General features: G+C 60.8%; 17 protein-coding genes. 12 read left to right on the forward strand and 5 right to left on the reverse strand.

Going from position 1 to position 14,817, the window contains the following annotated elements; genetic code table 11:
* Positions 1 to 9 precede the first annotated feature (9 nt).
* From CO660_RS15505 to CO660_RS15535, 7 genes are all read left to right on the forward strand, one after another.
* Positions 10 to 1,062, forward strand: coding sequence for a PhoH family protein (locus CO660_RS15505; RefSeq protein WP_085776720.1), 1,053 nt, complete (start codon positions 10 to 12; stop codon positions 1,060 to 1,062).
* Positions 1,062 to 1,577: an rRNA maturation RNase YbeY gene (ybeY, locus tag CO660_RS15510; protein WP_097599452.1), complete on the forward strand. Its 516-nt coding sequence runs from the start codon at positions 1,062 to 1,064 to the stop codon at positions 1,575 to 1,577. The genes CO660_RS15505 and ybeY overlap by 1 nt, the downstream gene beginning before the upstream one ends.
* Positions 1,574 to 2,719 (forward strand): hemolysin family protein, encoded by a 1,146-nt coding sequence (locus tag CO660_RS15515; RefSeq protein ID WP_085776718.1) that lies wholly within the window; start codon positions 1,574 to 1,576, stop codon positions 2,717 to 2,719. The genes ybeY and CO660_RS15515 overlap by 4 nt, the downstream gene beginning before the upstream one ends.
* A gap of 111 nt (positions 2,720 to 2,830) precedes the next feature.
* Positions 2,831 to 4,435: an apolipoprotein N-acyltransferase gene (gene lnt / locus CO660_RS15520; RefSeq protein ID WP_097599453.1), complete on the forward strand. Its 1,605-nt coding sequence runs from the start codon at positions 2,831 to 2,833 to the stop codon at positions 4,433 to 4,435.
* Between the two features lie 147 nt (positions 4,436 to 4,582).
* Positions 4,583 to 5,002, forward strand: coding sequence for a helix-turn-helix domain-containing protein (locus CO660_RS15525; protein WP_064707753.1), 420 nt, complete (start codon positions 4,583 to 4,585; stop codon positions 5,000 to 5,002).
* Positions 5,003 to 5,181: 179 nt separating this feature from the next.
* On the forward strand, positions 5,182 to 6,435 hold the full coding sequence (metK, locus tag CO660_RS15530; protein WP_085776717.1) for a methionine adenosyltransferase: 1,254 nt from the start codon (positions 5,182 to 5,184) through the stop codon (positions 6,433 to 6,435).
* On the forward strand, positions 6,432 to 7,133 hold the full coding sequence (locus tag CO660_RS15535) for a tRNA (guanosine(46)-N(7))-methyltransferase TrmB (RefSeq protein WP_097599454.1): 702 nt from the start codon (positions 6,432 to 6,434) through the stop codon (positions 7,131 to 7,133). The genes metK and CO660_RS15535 overlap by 4 nt, the downstream gene beginning before the upstream one ends.
* Before the next feature lie 209 nt (positions 7,134 to 7,342).
* On the opposite strand, the gene CO660_RS15540 is transcribed toward CO660_RS15535, so the two are convergent.
* Positions 7,343 to 8,221, reverse strand: a complete 879-nt coding sequence (locus CO660_RS15540) for an alpha/beta hydrolase (protein WP_097599455.1) — start codon at positions 8,219 to 8,221, stop codon at positions 7,343 to 7,345.
* Between the two features lie 213 nt (positions 8,222 to 8,434).
* On the opposite strand from CO660_RS15540, the gene CO660_RS15545 reads away from it, so the two are divergent.
* Positions 8,435 to 8,989 carry an isoprenylcysteine carboxylmethyltransferase family protein gene (locus CO660_RS15545; protein ID WP_097599456.1) on the forward strand — a complete coding sequence of 185 codons (555 nt, stop codon included), beginning with the start codon at positions 8,435 to 8,437 and terminating at the stop codon, positions 8,987 to 8,989.
* Positions 8,990 to 9,076: 87 nt separating this feature from the next.
* Here CO660_RS15545 and CO660_RS15550 read toward each other — a convergent pair whose 3' ends face one another.
* Positions 9,077 to 9,334: a DUF1150 family protein gene (locus tag CO660_RS15550; protein WP_008524631.1), complete on the reverse strand. Its 258-nt coding sequence runs from the start codon at positions 9,332 to 9,334 to the stop codon at positions 9,077 to 9,079.
* Between the two features lie 47 nt (positions 9,335 to 9,381).
* On the reverse strand, positions 9,382 to 9,807 hold the full coding sequence (locus CO660_RS15555) for an Hsp20 family protein (protein WP_010032703.1): 426 nt from the start codon (positions 9,805 to 9,807) through the stop codon (positions 9,382 to 9,384).
* Between the two features lie 281 nt (positions 9,808 to 10,088).
* On the opposite strand from CO660_RS15555, the gene CO660_RS15560 reads away from it, so the two are divergent.
* Entirely contained in the window at positions 10,089 to 11,033 is a 945-nt protein-coding gene (locus CO660_RS15560; protein WP_097599457.1) for a nucleoside hydrolase, read from the forward strand.
* Positions 11,034 to 11,066: 33 nt separating this feature from the next.
* Here CO660_RS15560 and grpE read toward each other — a convergent pair whose 3' ends face one another.
* Both grpE and hrcA read right to left on the reverse strand, forming a co-directional pair.
* Entirely contained in the window at positions 11,067 to 11,702 is a 636-nt protein-coding gene (gene grpE / locus CO660_RS15565; RefSeq protein WP_085776712.1) for a nucleotide exchange factor GrpE, read from the reverse strand.
* Between the two features lie 110 nt (positions 11,703 to 11,812).
* Positions 11,813 to 12,901 carry a heat-inducible transcriptional repressor HrcA gene (hrcA, locus tag CO660_RS15570; protein WP_085776711.1) on the reverse strand — a complete coding sequence of 363 codons (1,089 nt, stop codon included), beginning with the start codon at positions 12,899 to 12,901 and terminating at the stop codon, positions 11,813 to 11,815.
* Between the two features lie 125 nt (positions 12,902 to 13,026).
* Here hrcA and rph point away from each other — a divergent pair, with 125 nt between their 5' ends.
* From rph to rdgB, 3 genes are read left to right on the forward strand one after another with little or no spacing between them, the layout of a single operon-like run.
* Entirely contained in the window at positions 13,027 to 13,746 is a 720-nt protein-coding gene (gene rph / locus CO660_RS15575) for a ribonuclease PH (protein WP_085776710.1), read from the forward strand.
* A complete protein-coding gene (locus CO660_RS15580; RefSeq protein ID WP_097599458.1) occupies positions 13,743 to 14,168 on the forward strand; it encodes a VOC family protein in 426 nt (141 codons plus the stop codon). Before rph ends, CO660_RS15580 begins: the two co-directional genes overlap by 4 nt.
* Entirely contained in the window at positions 14,169 to 14,813 is a 645-nt protein-coding gene (gene rdgB, locus CO660_RS15585) for an RdgB/HAM1 family non-canonical purine NTP pyrophosphatase (RefSeq protein ID WP_085776708.1), read from the forward strand.
* The last annotated feature ends 4 nt before the right edge of the window (positions 14,814 to 14,817 follow it).

Consider the following 14,817-nt stretch of genomic DNA (forward strand, 5'->3'; position numbering starts at 1 on the left):
CCCGACCGCTTGAACGGACAAGAATTGGTTTCTTCTTCACCGCGCCACCCCCGCACGCCGAGCGACACCAATCACTTCGTCCTGACGTTCGAGAACAATCGGTTCGCCAGCGAACTCTTCGGCCAGTTCGACCAGCATCTAAAGCTGCTCGAGGAGCGGCTGAATATCGATGCGCGGGCACGCGGCAATTCCGTCGTCATATCGGGCGATGTCGTGACCACCAATCAGGCGCGGCGCACGCTCGATTATCTCTATGAAAAGCTTCAGAAAGGCGGCAGCGTGGAACGATCCGACGTCGAGGGCGCAATCCGCATGGCGGTCGCCGCCGACGATCAGCTCAGCCTTCCCACCATGGAGCGCAAGGCCAAGCTGACAATGGCGCAGATTTCGACGCGCAAGAAGACGATCATCGCCCGCACGCCGACGCAGGACGCCTATATCAGGGCGCTGGAGCGCGCCGAGCTCGTCTTCGGCGTCGGCCCGGCCGGTACCGGCAAGACCTATCTCGCCGTCGCCCATGCCGCCCAGATGCTGGAGCGCGGCGCAGTCGAAAAGATCATCCTGTCGCGCCCGGCCGTCGAGGCCGGCGAGCGCCTCGGCTTCCTGCCCGGCGACATGAAGGAAAAGGTCGACCCCTATCTTCGCCCGCTCTATGACGCGCTCTACGATATGATCCCGGCCGACAAGGTCGATCGGGCGATCACCGCCGGCGTCATTGAAATTGCGCCGCTCGCCTTCATGCGCGGCCGCACGCTCGCCAACGCCGCCATCATCCTCGACGAAGCGCAAAATACGACGTCGATGCAGATGAAGATGTTCCTGACGCGTCTCGGCGAAAATGCCCGCATGATCGTCACCGGCGACCCGAGCCAGATCGACCTGCCGCGGGGCGTCAAATCCGGCCTCGTCGAGGCCCTCGAGCTGCTGAACGGCGTTGAGGGCATCTCGATCGTGCGCTTCAAGGACACCGACGTGGTACGCCATCCGCTGGTCGGGCGCATCGTCAGAGCCTATGACGCCACCTATCTTGTCGAAGCCGAAGACGTCGGTCGGCAGGACTGATGGCTGAACTCGACATCCAGATCAGCATCGAGAACATCGGCTGGCCCGGCGAGGAAACGCTGCTGGTTTTTTGCGAGCGTGTGCTCGGTGCCGCCGCGGTCTATCTTCGCGACAATGAGAAGCAGCCCTTCCCGAAGATGCCGCCTGAAGTTTCGCTGGTCTTTACCGACGATGCCTCGATCCAGGACATCAATGCCGAATGGCGCGGCAAGGACAAGCCGACCAATGTCCTTTCATTCCCGGCCTTTCCGGTTGAGCGCGGCAAGCTGCCCGGGCCGATGCTCGGCGACATCATCATCGCCCGGGAGACGGTGGAGCGGGAAGCCCAGGAACTCGAGAAGAGTTTTGACGACCACCTGACCCATCTTCTGGTGCACGGTTTCTTGCATCTTCTCGGCTACGACCATATGAATAATGCCGAAGCCGAAATTATGGAGGGGCTGGAGACTCGCATTTTGGCGCAGCTCGGCCTATCTGATCCCTACGAGGGTCAAGACCTTAAAATGGAACCATGAGCGACTTTACGACGAAGCCAGCGGCAGACGCCAAGGACTCCGAGCCATCCTCTTCTTCGGATGAGGTCGGCAGTAGTAGTCGGCCATCCGGCCGATCCCAATCCTTCTGGTCGCGCGCTGCCCGCATTCTCCGACCGCAGCAGGGCTCGCGGCTGCGCGAGGATCTTGCCGATGCGCTGATGACCGATGCGGCCGGCGACGACGCTTTTTCGCCCGACGAACGGGCGATGCTGCACAATATCCTGCGCTTCCGCGAGGTGCGCGTCGCCGACGTGATGGTGCCGCGCGCCGATATCGAGGCGGTGGACCAAAATATCACTATCGGCGAGCTGATGATCCTTTTCGAGGAATCCGGCCGCTCGCGCATGCCTGTTTATGCCGATACGCTCGATGACCCACGCGGCATGGTGCATATCCGCGACCTGCTCTCCTATGTCGCCAAGCAGGCGCGCAACAAGCGCCGCGGCCCGGCAAAGCCGGCCGCTGCAGCCCCGGCGATCGAAGTCGCGCCGGAGAACATCCAGAAGCCGCCGCGCTCGAGCAAGCCGAATTTCGATCTTGCCCGGGTCGACCTGCAGAAGACGCTCGCCGAGGCCGGCATCATCCGCAAGATCCTGTTCGTGCCGCCGTCGATGCTGGCCTCCGACCTCTTGCGCAGAATGCAGGTGAACCGTACGCAGATGGCGCTCGTCATCGACGAGTATGGCGGCACCGACGGTCTCGCCTCGCACGAGGACATCGTCGAAATGGTGGTCGGCGACATCGACGACGAACATGACGACGAAGAGGTGATGTTCAAGCGCGTCGCCGAAGACGTCTTCGTTGCCGACGCCCGTGTCGAGCTGGAAGAGATCGCTGAAGCGATCGGACCGGATTTCGACATCAGCGAACAGGTCGACGAGGTTGACACGCTGGGCGGGCTGATCTTCTCCGCGCTCGGCCGCATCCCCGTTCGCGGCGAAGTCGTCCAGGCCCTGCCGAACTTCGAATTCCATATTCTTGACGCAGATCCGCGCCGCATCAAGCGGCTGCGCATCACCCGCAAGCGCCACGCGATCCGCCGCCGCGCCAAGGAGGCTGGCGACATCACGCCCGGATCCGAGACCGGCGACGACCGGCCGGCCGAATCGACCACGAACTAGGCATCAGTACGAAAATCGGGTCGCCTTTCAGGGCCGTTGCGGAAACAGGACAAAGGGCCGCTTTTTTGAAAGACTGCGCATGGGTTGATTCGCGGTTTGATGGGAGTGCGCATGGAGCGGCTTGCGGACAGGGTTATCCTCGTCTGGGGGTTAAAACGGTCGTTGGTGGCCGTCGTCGCTGGAGCATTCGCCGCTCTGGCGCTGCCGCCTTTCGGTTTTTTCGCTGCGATGTTTCTCTCCTTCACGCTGCTCGTCTGGCTGCTCGACGGGGCGGCGGCTTCTCCTGAAAGCGGCCTGATCGGCAGGCTATGGCCGGCCTTTGCCGTCGGCTGGCTGTTCGGCTTCGGCTATTTCGTCGCCGGCCTCTGGTGGATCGGCCATGCCTTGCTGGTCGATTCGGAGGAATTTGCCTGGGCACTGCCCCTGGCAGTCCTCGGACTGCCGGCCGGCCTTGCGGTCTTCTATGGGCTGGCGACTGCACTTGCCCGGATCGTGTGGTCGGACGGCATGGGACGGATCGCCGCACTTGCGGCCGGTTTCGGCCTGATGGAATGGCTTCGAAGCGTGATTCTCACCGGCTTTCCCTGGAATGCCATCGGTTACGGCCTGATGCCCGTTCCGCTGATGATGCAGTCGGCGCATGTGATCGGCGTGACGGGGGTGACGACACTTGCCGTCTTCGTCTTTTCCGCCCCGGCGCTGATCGGGACGCGACAGGGCGCGAAGCCTGGAATTGCGCTCGCCGCCCTGCTGTTTGCCGCCCATCTCGGTTACGGCGCCTATGCCCTCCATCTGGCGCCGCGGCCGCAGCCCTTGCCCGAGGACAAGCGGCCCGTGGTGCGGCTGGTGCAGCCGGCTATCGATCAGGCGGCGAAGATGGACAACGACGCCGACCGCAATGCGATCTTCGAGACCCATCTGAAGCTTTCGGCCGAAGCGCCGAGGAATGGCGGACGCAAACCCAACATCATCGTCTGGCCGGAAACCTCGATCCCCTTCATCCTCACCGACAACCAGGATGCGCTGACGCGGATCGCCGATACGCTCGACGACGACCAGATCCTGATCGCCGGCGCAGTGCGCGCCGAGGAGATAGGGCCCGGCACACCGGTGCGCTACTACAATTCCATCTATGTGATCGACGGCCGCGGCCAGATCATCGCCGCCTCCGACAAGGTGCATCTCGTGCCTTTCGGCGAATATCTGCCCTTTGAGGACATCCTCACCGAACTCGGCATCCAGAACGTCGTCGAGATACCGGGCGGCTTTTCGGCCGCCGCAACCCGGCACCTGTTGGCGCTGCCCGGCGGCCTCAATCTCTACCCGCTGATCTGCTATGAGATCATCTTTCCGGGCGAAATGACCGGCGACATCGTGGATGCCAACGCGCTCCTCAACCTCACCAACGATGCCTGGTTCGGCATCACGCCCGGACCCTACCAGCATTTTCAGCAGGCGCGGGTGCGGGCAATCGAGACCGGCCTGCCGCTGATTCGCGACGCCAACAACGGCATATCGGCACTCGTGAACGCGCATGGGGAAATCATCGCAGGCCTCGGTCTTGGTGAGACCGGCTTTATTGATGCAACTGTTGATGGGTTCGGCAATGGGTTCGGAACCACATACCCCCTTCAGACATACTTCTGGTTGACCGAAGCACTGCTGATATTGATTGCGCTAATTTCACGCGGAGGTTTTATTTTAGGGTTGAATTGACCAAAAACCCCTAAAATTGCATAGTGGTGTCAATCGGCGTTCTTAACGTATGTTTATCGGCGGGTTCCCGCCGCTTACAACGTGGCGTTTTGGGATGGATCAGGGGCATGCCGGTTGGAAACAGAAATTCGTAGCTAGGGCACGACCATGATTGAAAATAAGAAGAAGCCGAATCCGATCGACATCCATGTTGGCAGCCGCATTCGCCTTCGCCGGACGATGTTGGGCATGAGCCAGGAAAAGCTTGGCGAAAGCCTCGGCATCACCTTCCAGCAGATCCAGAAATATGAGAAGGGCACCAACCGTGTCGGCGCAAGCCGTCTGCAGAACATCTCGAGCATCCTCAATGTTCCGGTCTCCTTCTTCTTCGAAGATGCGCCCGGCGAACATGCCGGCGCCGTCGGCGGCATGGCCGAAGCCTCCAGCTCGAATTACGTCGTCGATTTCCTCTCCTCCTCGGAGGGTCTGCAGCTCAACCGTGCCTTCGTCAAGATTTCCGATCCCAAGGTACGCCGCAAGGTCGTGGAACTGGTCAAGGCGCTCGCTGCCGAAGCCGACGCTGACTGATCCAGCTCTCATCGCAAAATAGGAAAGGCGGTCGAAAGGCCGCTTTTTTTGCGTTTTTCGGGCAAAATTTGTCACATCGCCGCAGATATAAAGATATATTTATGTCCTTGTGCGCTTGTCATCAGCGCTCGAACTGAGTACCTACTAGCTTGCTTTTATTCTTTGAGGGGAATCCCGGAATGCGCGCGAATTATCTCTTTACCAGCGAATCTGTTGCCGAAGGTCATCCGGACAAAGTGTGTGACCGCATCTCCGACGAGATCGTCGATCTGGTCTACCGCGAAGCGGCCAAGACCGGCGTCAATCCGTGGGGCGTGCGCATTGCCTGCGAAACGCTGGCAACGACCAATCGCGTCGTCATCGCCGGCGAGGTCCGCCTGCCGCCGAGCCTGATGAAGAAGGACAAGGACGGCAAGGACGTCATCAATCCCTCGAAGTTCAAGGCCGCTGCTCGCCGCGCCATCAAGGATATCGGCTACGAACAGGACGGCTTCCACTGGAAGAAGGCAAAGATCGACGTGCTGCTGCACTCGCAGTCGGCCGATATCGCCCAGGGCGTCGACAGCGCCGCCGACCAGCAGGGCGACGAGGGCGCCGGCGACCAGGGCATCATGTTTGGTTACGCCTGCAAGGAAACGCCGGACCTGATGCCGGCTCCGATCTATTATTCCCACAGGATTCTGCAGCTGCTTGCTGCGGCCCGCAAGAAGGGCGACGGTGAAGTCGCCAAGCTCGGCCCCGACGCCAAGAGCCAGGTGACCGTGCGTTACGTCGACGGCAAGCCGTCGGAAGTGACCTCGATCGTGCTTTCGACCCAGCATCTCGACGAGAGCTGGGATTCCAAGAAGGTCCGCGCCGTCGTCGAGCCCTATATTCGCGAGGCGCTCGGTGAACTGAAGATCGCCGAGGATTGCAAGTGGTACATCAATCCGACCGGCAAGTTCGTCATCGGCGGACCGGACGGCGATGCGGGCCTGACCGGCCGCAAGATCATCGTCGACACCTATGGCGGTGCGGCTCCACATGGCGGCGGCGCATTTTCCGGCAAGGACACGACCAAGGTCGACCGTTCGGCTGCCTATGCCGCCCGCTACCTCGCCAAGAACGTCGTCGCCGCCGGCCTCGCCGACCGCTGCACGATCCAGCTCTCCTACGCCATCGGCGTCGCTCAGCCGCTGTCGATCTATGTCGACCTGCACGGCACCGGCAAGGGTGTGTCGGAAGACCAGGTTGAAGCGGCGATCCGCCAGAATATGGACCTGTCGCCGTCGGGCATCCGCCGTCACCTCGACCTCAACAAGCCGATCTACGCCAAGACCTCGGCCTATGGTCATTTCGGCCGCAAGGCTGGCCGCGACGGCTCGTTCTCCTGGGAGCGCACCGACCTCGTCAAGGCGCTCAAGGAAGCCGTCAAGACCAAGGTCGCTGCATGACGGATATGGAGCGCCGGGGACGGGCGACCGAAGCCTTTTTCGGTCGCCGCAAGGGAAAGGCCCTGCGCGAACAGCAGGCGGAAACGCTGAATAGCCTGCTCCCGGCATTCCTCATCGATCTCTCGGCGGCTCCCCCGGAGCCGCTGACCTCCCTCTTTCCGGTTCCGGTCAAGACATTGCGGCTGGAAATCGGTTTCGGCGGCGGCGAGCATCTGATGCATCGCGCGCTGGAGACCCCGTCCACCGGCTTCATCGGCGTCGAGCCCTTTGTCAATTCGATGCAGAAGCTTTTGTCACGCGTCGGCCAGACGGGCGCGCAGAACATTCGCGTCTATAATGACGATGCGACGCAACTGCTCGACTGGCTGCCGGACGCTTCGCTCGACCACATCGATCTGCTCTATCCCGATCCCTGGCCGAAGCGGAAGCACTGGAAACGCCGCTTCGTCTCGAAGACCAATCTCGACCGCTTTCACCGGGTGCTGAAGCCCGGCGGCCTGTTCTGCTTCGCCTCCGACATCGACACCTATGTGAACTGGACGCTGATCAAATGCCGCGACCATGGCGGCTTCGACTGGCTGGCCGACAATGCGGCGAATTGGCTGACCCCCTATGAGGGCTGGCCGAGCACGCGCTACGAGGCCAAGGCACGCCGCGAGGGCCGCTCTTCGGCCTATCTGACCTTCAGGAAGATCTGAGGCTGTCGGCAATTTCCGGCATCCGTCTCTAAAACCGACGACGACAACAAACCGAACTGAACGCGCTACGCTCTCACTTGTGGCGCGTAGAGTTCCGCCGTGGAACGGTTGCAATTGCCGCTGACGCGACTATTTCCGTGCTGGCCACCCTCCGCTCAAATGGAAGGGAGAAAATGACCGGGAGCATGTCATGTGCCGAAATGATGATCCTATATCTGGCTTCCACTGCGGCGACAGTGTTGATTTTTCAGGTCGGTATTGGCTTCATGAGCGGCGACTGTGTTCAGGAACCGGTCGAGCATCGAGTTGAAGCTCTCCGGCTTTTCCCAGAAGGGCGCGTGTCCAGCCCCTTCTATTACATGCGCTTTGCCTTCGAAGAGCAACTGGATGTTCAGGCCCGAAAAATAGCTGAGTTTGACAAAGGGGTCATAAGATCCATTCACAAAAGCAATGGGTATATCAGCCTGTTCGACGGTGCGGCGCTGATCCACGCCCTGCCCCCGCAACATTGCGCGAGAAAAAACGCTCCTTAGTCTCCCGTCCGCGCGCGCTATGGCATCGCGAAAGGAGGGGTTGCTCGTGTCTCCAAAGCAAAGAGACTGAAACCGCTCCACATCACGCGATGTAAAGTTCTCTTTTGATGCCAGAAGAATATCAAATGATGGATGGAATCCCCGCAGCATTCCGAGGAGACCGCTGTGGATCGGTGGCGTGCCGCACAACATCAGGCCCGAAATGCCGTTGCTGCTGCCCGCCATCTCAATCGCGACGTGACCGCCAAGCGACCATCCCAGCACGGGAAAGCGACGGAGCCCCAGGCGGGCTGCCACCTCTCCTATGCAGTCGGCAAGACCGGTGACGGTGTAAGTTGACTGCGGATCTCGAGCGTCACTCGATTCGCCATGTCCCGGAAGATCGAGCGCAATCAGACGCCAATTCCGGGACAAATGGCTGTGTAATTGCTGTGAAAAGACCGTCCGTGAGCTGCCCGAACCGTGTATCATAACCAGTGGTGCAGCGCCATCAATAGTGTCACTGATGCGCACAGCGCCGTGGCTGGTGTCGATTGTACAGTGAAATATGTCCATAAACTGCGACCCCTAACGCGCAGCCAAAGTCTTGCACGAAAATATCTATGGCAGGTGCATGATCATCGTAAACCAGATCTGAACCAGGTCGTGCAATCACGACACGTTTCGGGGCGGTTACGCATCAATACACAATCATTTGCCTTGGCGTTGTATACGGGTTAGGTCTGTCGCTGCTGCAATTGCAACCAACCTTTCACGATGAGCATCACGATGCAATTTCTTCTGGACATTGTTATTTCGATCACCAGCCTGAGTGTCGTCGGGTTCTACGCGTGGTCGTTGCGAGGCCACTTCAACTCGCCGAAGATGGAAGCCGGAGCAAAGCTGATCACCGTCGTCGTCATCGCGACGACGGCGTTTTTCCTGTACCTGGTTTGGTCCGAGACGCAGATGCTATGGGTACAGGTCGTCGGACTGGGATTTGAAATCGGGTCGGCGGTCTTGTTCTGGTGGGCGGTGTCGGTGTCGCGAGAGGCCAGGTTGCGCTTTGTGTTCACCCTCGATCACCCAGATAGTCTTGTCACCGACGGTCCCTATCGCTACCTGCGGCACCCTTTTTACACGTCCTACCTGCTCTTCTGGTCGGGGTGGGCGCTGGCATCTTGGTCGATATGGTCGATCCTGCCGGTCTTATTTTTTACGGTTGTCTACGTGATTGCAGCCCGCAACGAGGAGAGGAAATTCGCCCTATCACCGCTGGCATCCGAATATGAAGCCTATCGGCGCAAGACGGGCTTGCTGACGCCGTGGTTCGATTGGCGATAATGTCGCGACATCCGTCCGGACGGCAGCGAAATCGAATAGAGCGACCGTGCACCGCAAGCAGTGAAACTTAGCAGACGGTGTTGACGGTCAGTGCAGGCTGACCGTCTTCAATTCGTCCTCGGCCGCTTTGAAGAAGGTGCTGGAACGGTTGTCCGTCAGCAGAATCGGCGTGCCGTCGGCGCCGAAGAGCGCCCAGAGATCGACATTCGGATCGATATCCGGCGCCTCTGGAAAGCACTTGGCGACCTCTTCGGTGCGCATCTTTCTGATGTAGGCGACCTCGCCGTTGCCGATGTGGGCAAGCTCGGATTTGGTCAAGTGAGACGTGGCTTCTTTCATCAACATTCCTGTTCCTCCGGAAGAAGGGACCAACGGTTCGACAAACCGTTGTTCTACTGTGAAACCGAAATGTTAATTTTCTTGACCATGCGGGCGGGTTCGGGTCGAATTAGATCGACGGAGAGCAGACCGTTCTTTAGGCCGGCGCCCAATACCTGCATGCCGTCGGCCAGCACGAAGGTGCGCTGGAACTGGCGGGCGGCGATGCCGCGATAGAGATAATCCCGCTCGCCCTGCTCCACCTGACGGCCGCGGATGACAAGCTGGTTCTCCTCGGTGGAGACATCAAGCTCCTCCTCGCTGAAACCGGCAACGGCAAGGGTGATGCGCAGACGCTCGGGCGCGCCGCTGTCGGCGGCGATGCGTTCGATATTGTAAGGCGGGTATCCGTCGCTCGCCTTGGAAATGCGCTCCAGCGTCTTTTCCATGGCGTCAAAGCCCAGAAGCAGAGGGCTGGCGAAAGGGGTAATGCGGCTCATCTCTTTTCAAGTCCTTGATGCAAGCGACCATCCCGGACCTAAAAGTGCAGCATCCGGATGCCGCTAATATGGGGGCATGATCACGGCGCTGCAAGGCGCGCGCGCCCTCCCCGATTTAAACATCTGTCACTTTTCGAATGGCGGCTTCTGCCTCCTTGCTTGACAAAGGACCTGCTGCCTCGCATCAAAACATGCCCGCGCGGAATGTGCCGATTTGTGACGGGAAATGAAGAAATGGTGCCGGCCGGGATAAGCGGCGTGGCGAGAACGGGACGATTGGAATGGCAAGCGCGAGAAAGATCATCATCGACACCGATCCCGGCCAGGACGACGCGGCCGCCATCATGCTGGCTTTCGGCAGCCCGGGTGAGCTCGAGGTGCTGGGGATCACGACGGTCGCCGGCAACGTGCCGCTGTCTCTCACCAGCCGCAACGCGCGCATCGTCTGCGAGCTCTGCGGCCGCACGGATGTGAAGGTTTTCGCTGGCGCCGACAAGCCGATCGCCCGCAAGCTGGTGACGGCAGAACATGTGCACGGCAAGACCGGCCTCGACGGCCCTGTTCTGCCCGAACCGACGATGGCGCTGCAACCCGGCCATTCCGTCGATTTCATCATCGAGACGCTGCGCCGCGAGCCTGAAGGCACGGTGACGCTCTGCACGCTCGGGCCGCTCACCAATATCGGCATGGCCTTCCAGAAGGCGCCCGACATCGTTGCCCGCATTCGCGAGCTGGTGATGATGGGCGGCGGCTTCTTCGAGGGCGGCAATATTACGCCGGCCGCCGAATTCAACATCTATGTCGATCCCGAGGCGGCCGATATCGTTTTCCGCTCGGGCGTTCCGATCGTGATGATGCCGCTCGACGTGACGCACCAGCTGCTGACCCGCAAGGACCGGGTCAAACGCATGGCTGAGATCGGCACGGCGCCTGTTAAGGCCATGGTCGAAATGCTGGAATTCTTCGAACGCTTCGATATCGAGAAATACGGCTCAGACGGCGGGCCGTTGCACGACCCGACGGTCGTCGCCTATCTGCTGAAGCCGGAACTTTTCCAGGGCCGGGACTGCAATGTCGAGATCGAGGTCCGGTCCGAACTTACCGCCGGCATGACCGTCGTCGACTGGTGGCATGTGACCGACCGCAAGCGCAACGCCAAGGTGATGCGTTACGTCGATGCGGACGGTTTCTTCGATCTCCTGATCGAGCGCTTCGCCCGCATCTGATTATTCTTTCCTTCTCCGAAGAGCGAAACGACCTCAGGCGTCCTTCTCGTCGAAGACGGAATTGGCTTCGGCCTCGACCGGTTTCGGGCCGCCCTTGGCGACGCCGACCATGGCCGGGCGCAGGACGCGCTCGCCGATGGTGAAGCCGGCCTGCACGACCTGGACGACGGTGTTGTTCGGCACTTCGGAGTTCGGCACCTCGAACATTGCTTGATGGAAATTCGGATCGAATTTCTGGCCGACCGGCTCCAGCTTGCGAACGCCGTGTCGCTCCAACGCCGAGAGCATCGAGCGCTCGGTCATTTCCACACCTTCGATCAGCGTGGTGAGGCCGGCGTCGGCCGTGGCTTTGGCCTCCGGAGAGATGGCGTCCAGCGCCCGGCGCAAATTGTCCGAGACGGCGAGCATGTCGCGAGCGAAACCGGCGACGGAATAGGATTTTGCATCCTTCACCTCGCGCTCGGTGCGACGGCGCAGATTATCCATCTCGGCGGCAAGTCGCAGATAGCGGTCACGCAGCTCGGCATTCTCGGCCTTCAGAAGCTCGAGCGGATCCGGCTGCTTGGCCTCCTCCTGCTCGACAGTGGCAGTCTCGACGTTGACGGCAGCGTCGGCTGCGGCATCGGCCGCAGTTGCGTCAGGTCCGTTTTTCGTCGTTTCATCGGTCATGACGGTCTCCGGTTGGTATTTTCAGATGCGCCCGATATCGAGGTTTGGCCGGAAAAAATCAAGTCTGCGTGACGAAGAAGCGAAAATTCCGCGCTTCCTCAGTGATGACGTCAAAGCGGATTGCGCGACAGGCGGGAGACGAGCTGAGCGGTGTAATCCACCATCGGCACGATGCGGGAATAATTGAGCCGCGTCGGGCCGATGACGCCGACAGCGCCGACAATCCGGTCATCATCGTCGCGATAGGGCGCGACGATGAGCGACGAGCCGGACAGCGAGAAGAGCTTGTTTTCCGAACCGATGAAGATGCGCACGCCCGAACCGCTTTCGGCCAGGTTGAGAAGCTCGATCAGGCTGTCCTTTTTTTCGAGATCGTCGAACAGCATGCGAAGCCGGTCGAGATCTTCGGCGCCGGCAAGGCCCTCGAGCAGGTTGGCGCGGCCGCGGATGATCAGCTGGGCGGGCTTTCCCTCTTCCGGGCTGCCGGCCCAGACGGCGATGCCGCGCTCTACAAGATCGCGCGAGAGCGCATCGAGCTCGTGGCGAACGTCATCCTTCAGACGGCTTAATTGTTTGCGCAGCTCCGGCAGGGTCTGGCCGGACATGTGCGCGTTGAGGAAATTCGCCGCCTCCGTCAATTGCGACGATGTGATGCCTGCAGGCAGTTCGATGATGCGATTTTCCACCTGGTCGTGATCGCCGACGAGCACGGCGAGCGCCTTTGTCGGTTCAAGCCGGATGAACTCGACATGTTTCAGCACCGGATCGCTTTTCGAGGTGATGACGAGGCCGGCCCCGCGCGAGATGCCGGAAAGCATGCGGCTCGCCTCGTTCATCATCGATTCCACCGGATTACCGCCGCTTTCGGCCCGCACCTGCCGGTCGATACTGGCGCGGTCCTCGGCGGAGAGATCGCCGATCTGCATGAAGGCATCGACGAAGAAGCGCAGCCCGATCTGGGTCGGCAGCCGGCCGGCGCTGACATGGGGGGAATAGATGAGACCGAGTTCCTCGAGATCGCTCATGACATTTCGCACCGACGCCGGCGAGAGTGACATCGGCAACAGGCGCGACAGATTGCGCGAGCCGAGCGGCTCGCCGCTTTCGAGATAACCCTCGACGATGCGGCGAAAAATTTCTCTGGAGCGCTCGTCCAGCGCAGCAACGGCATCCGAAACCGACGTCGACCTGATGCCCATGAACCTCTTGAACCCACGCTGATGATGCTCCCGAAAATATAGTCAAACTCGCACGCGTGGCAAAAGGGAATTTGCAAATGAGCGCCGCCAATCGTAGAAGCGGTCAGCAACTCCAGGAGATAAGAATGCGGCCTTCAGGCAGAAAAACCGACCAGATGCGCAAGGTCTCGTTCGAGCGCAATTTTTCCAAGCATGCGGAAGGCTCCTGCCTGGTGAAATTCGGCGATACGCATGTGCTTTGCACCGCAAGCCTCGAGGAAAAGACGCCGCCATGGCTGCGCAACACCGGCAAGGGCTGGGTCACGGCCGAATACGGCATGCTGCCGCGGGCGACCGGCGAGCGCATGAAACGCGAGGCCGCCGCCGGCAAGCAGGGCGGCCGCACGCAGGAAATCCAACGGCTGATCGGCCGGTCGCTGCGCGCCGTCGTCGATCTGCAGGCGCTCGGCGAAAAGCAGATCACGCTCGATTGCGACGTCATCCAGGCCGATGGCGGCACACGGACGGCCTCGATCACCGGCGGCTGGATCGCGCTTTACGATTGCCTGAAATGGATGGAAAGCCGCAACATGATCAAGGTCGACCGGGTCCTGAAGGATCATGTCGCCGCCATCTCCTGCGGCGTTTTCGCCAACCAGCCGGTGATCGACCTCGATTATCTTGAGGATTCCTCTGCCGAGACCGATGCGAACTTCGTCATGACCGGCGCCGGCGGCATCGTCGAAATCCAGGGCACGGCCGAAGGCACGCCGTTCAGCGAAGAGGAATTCAGCTCTCTGATGCGGCTTGCCAAGAACGGCATCAGCGAACTCGTCACCCTGCAGAAAGAGGCGATTGCGGGATGAATGCCATGCTGGAAGGCATGTTGGAAACGGCGCTTTATGCGCGCGATCTCGATCAGGCCGAGACGTTCTACGAGAGCGTTCTCGGGCTTGAAAAGATCTCCCGCGCCGGCAACCGGCATGTCTTCTTCCGCTGTGGGCCAGGCGTTCTCCTCATCTTCAACCCCGAGGAAACAATAAGGCCGCCGGCAGCCGACGCGCTGCAGGTGCCGCCGCACGGCGCGACCGGCCAGGGCCATGCCTGTTTTCGTGTGTCCGGCCGCAATATCGATGCCATGGCCGAACGGCTGAAGGCGGCTGATGTCGCGATCGAATCCGAGGTGCACTGGCCAAATGGCGGCCGCTCTATCTATTTCCGCGACCCTGCCGGCAACAGCCTGGAATGCGCGGAGGCAAAAATCTGGGGCCTCGAACAGGATATCTGAATGCGCAAGCTCGAAACCAAAACAATCGTCGTCGCCAGCCACAATGCCGGCAAGATCCGCGAGATCCAGGAATTGATCGGGCCGCTTGGCTTCACCGCCAAATCCGCGGCCGAACTGAATTTCGTCGAACCTGACGAGACCGGCACGAGCTTCGAGGAGAATGCGACGATCAAGGCGGTGGCCTCGGCCAATGCCGCCGGCATGCCGGCGCTTTCGGATGATTCCGGGCTGGTGGTCGACGCGCTCGGTGGCGATCCCGGCGTCTACACCGCCAACTGGGCGGAGACCGCAGACGGCACGCGCGATTTCGACATGGCGATGGCCAAGGTGGAAAAGGCGCTGCAGGATGCCGGCGCAACGACGCCTGAACAGCGCGGGGCGCGTTTCGTCAGCGTGCTCTGCCTTGCCTGGCCGGACGGGCATACCGAGCTTTTCCGCGGCGAGGTCGAAGGCCATGTCGTCTGGCCGCCGCGCGGCACGCAAGGCTTCGGCTACGATCCGGTCTTTCAGCCCGAGGGTTATGACGTCACCTTCGGCGAAATGAGCGGCGAGGAGAAACACGGCTGGAACCTCGGCAAGCCGCAGGCGCTGTCGCACCGGGCCCGTGCCTTCAAACTTTTCGTCGAAACCTGCCTGGAGGCATAAGGTC

The organism is Rhizobium sp. L9 (assembly GCF_002531885.1).
Lineage (GTDB): Bacteria > Pseudomonadota > Alphaproteobacteria > Rhizobiales > Rhizobiaceae > Rhizobium.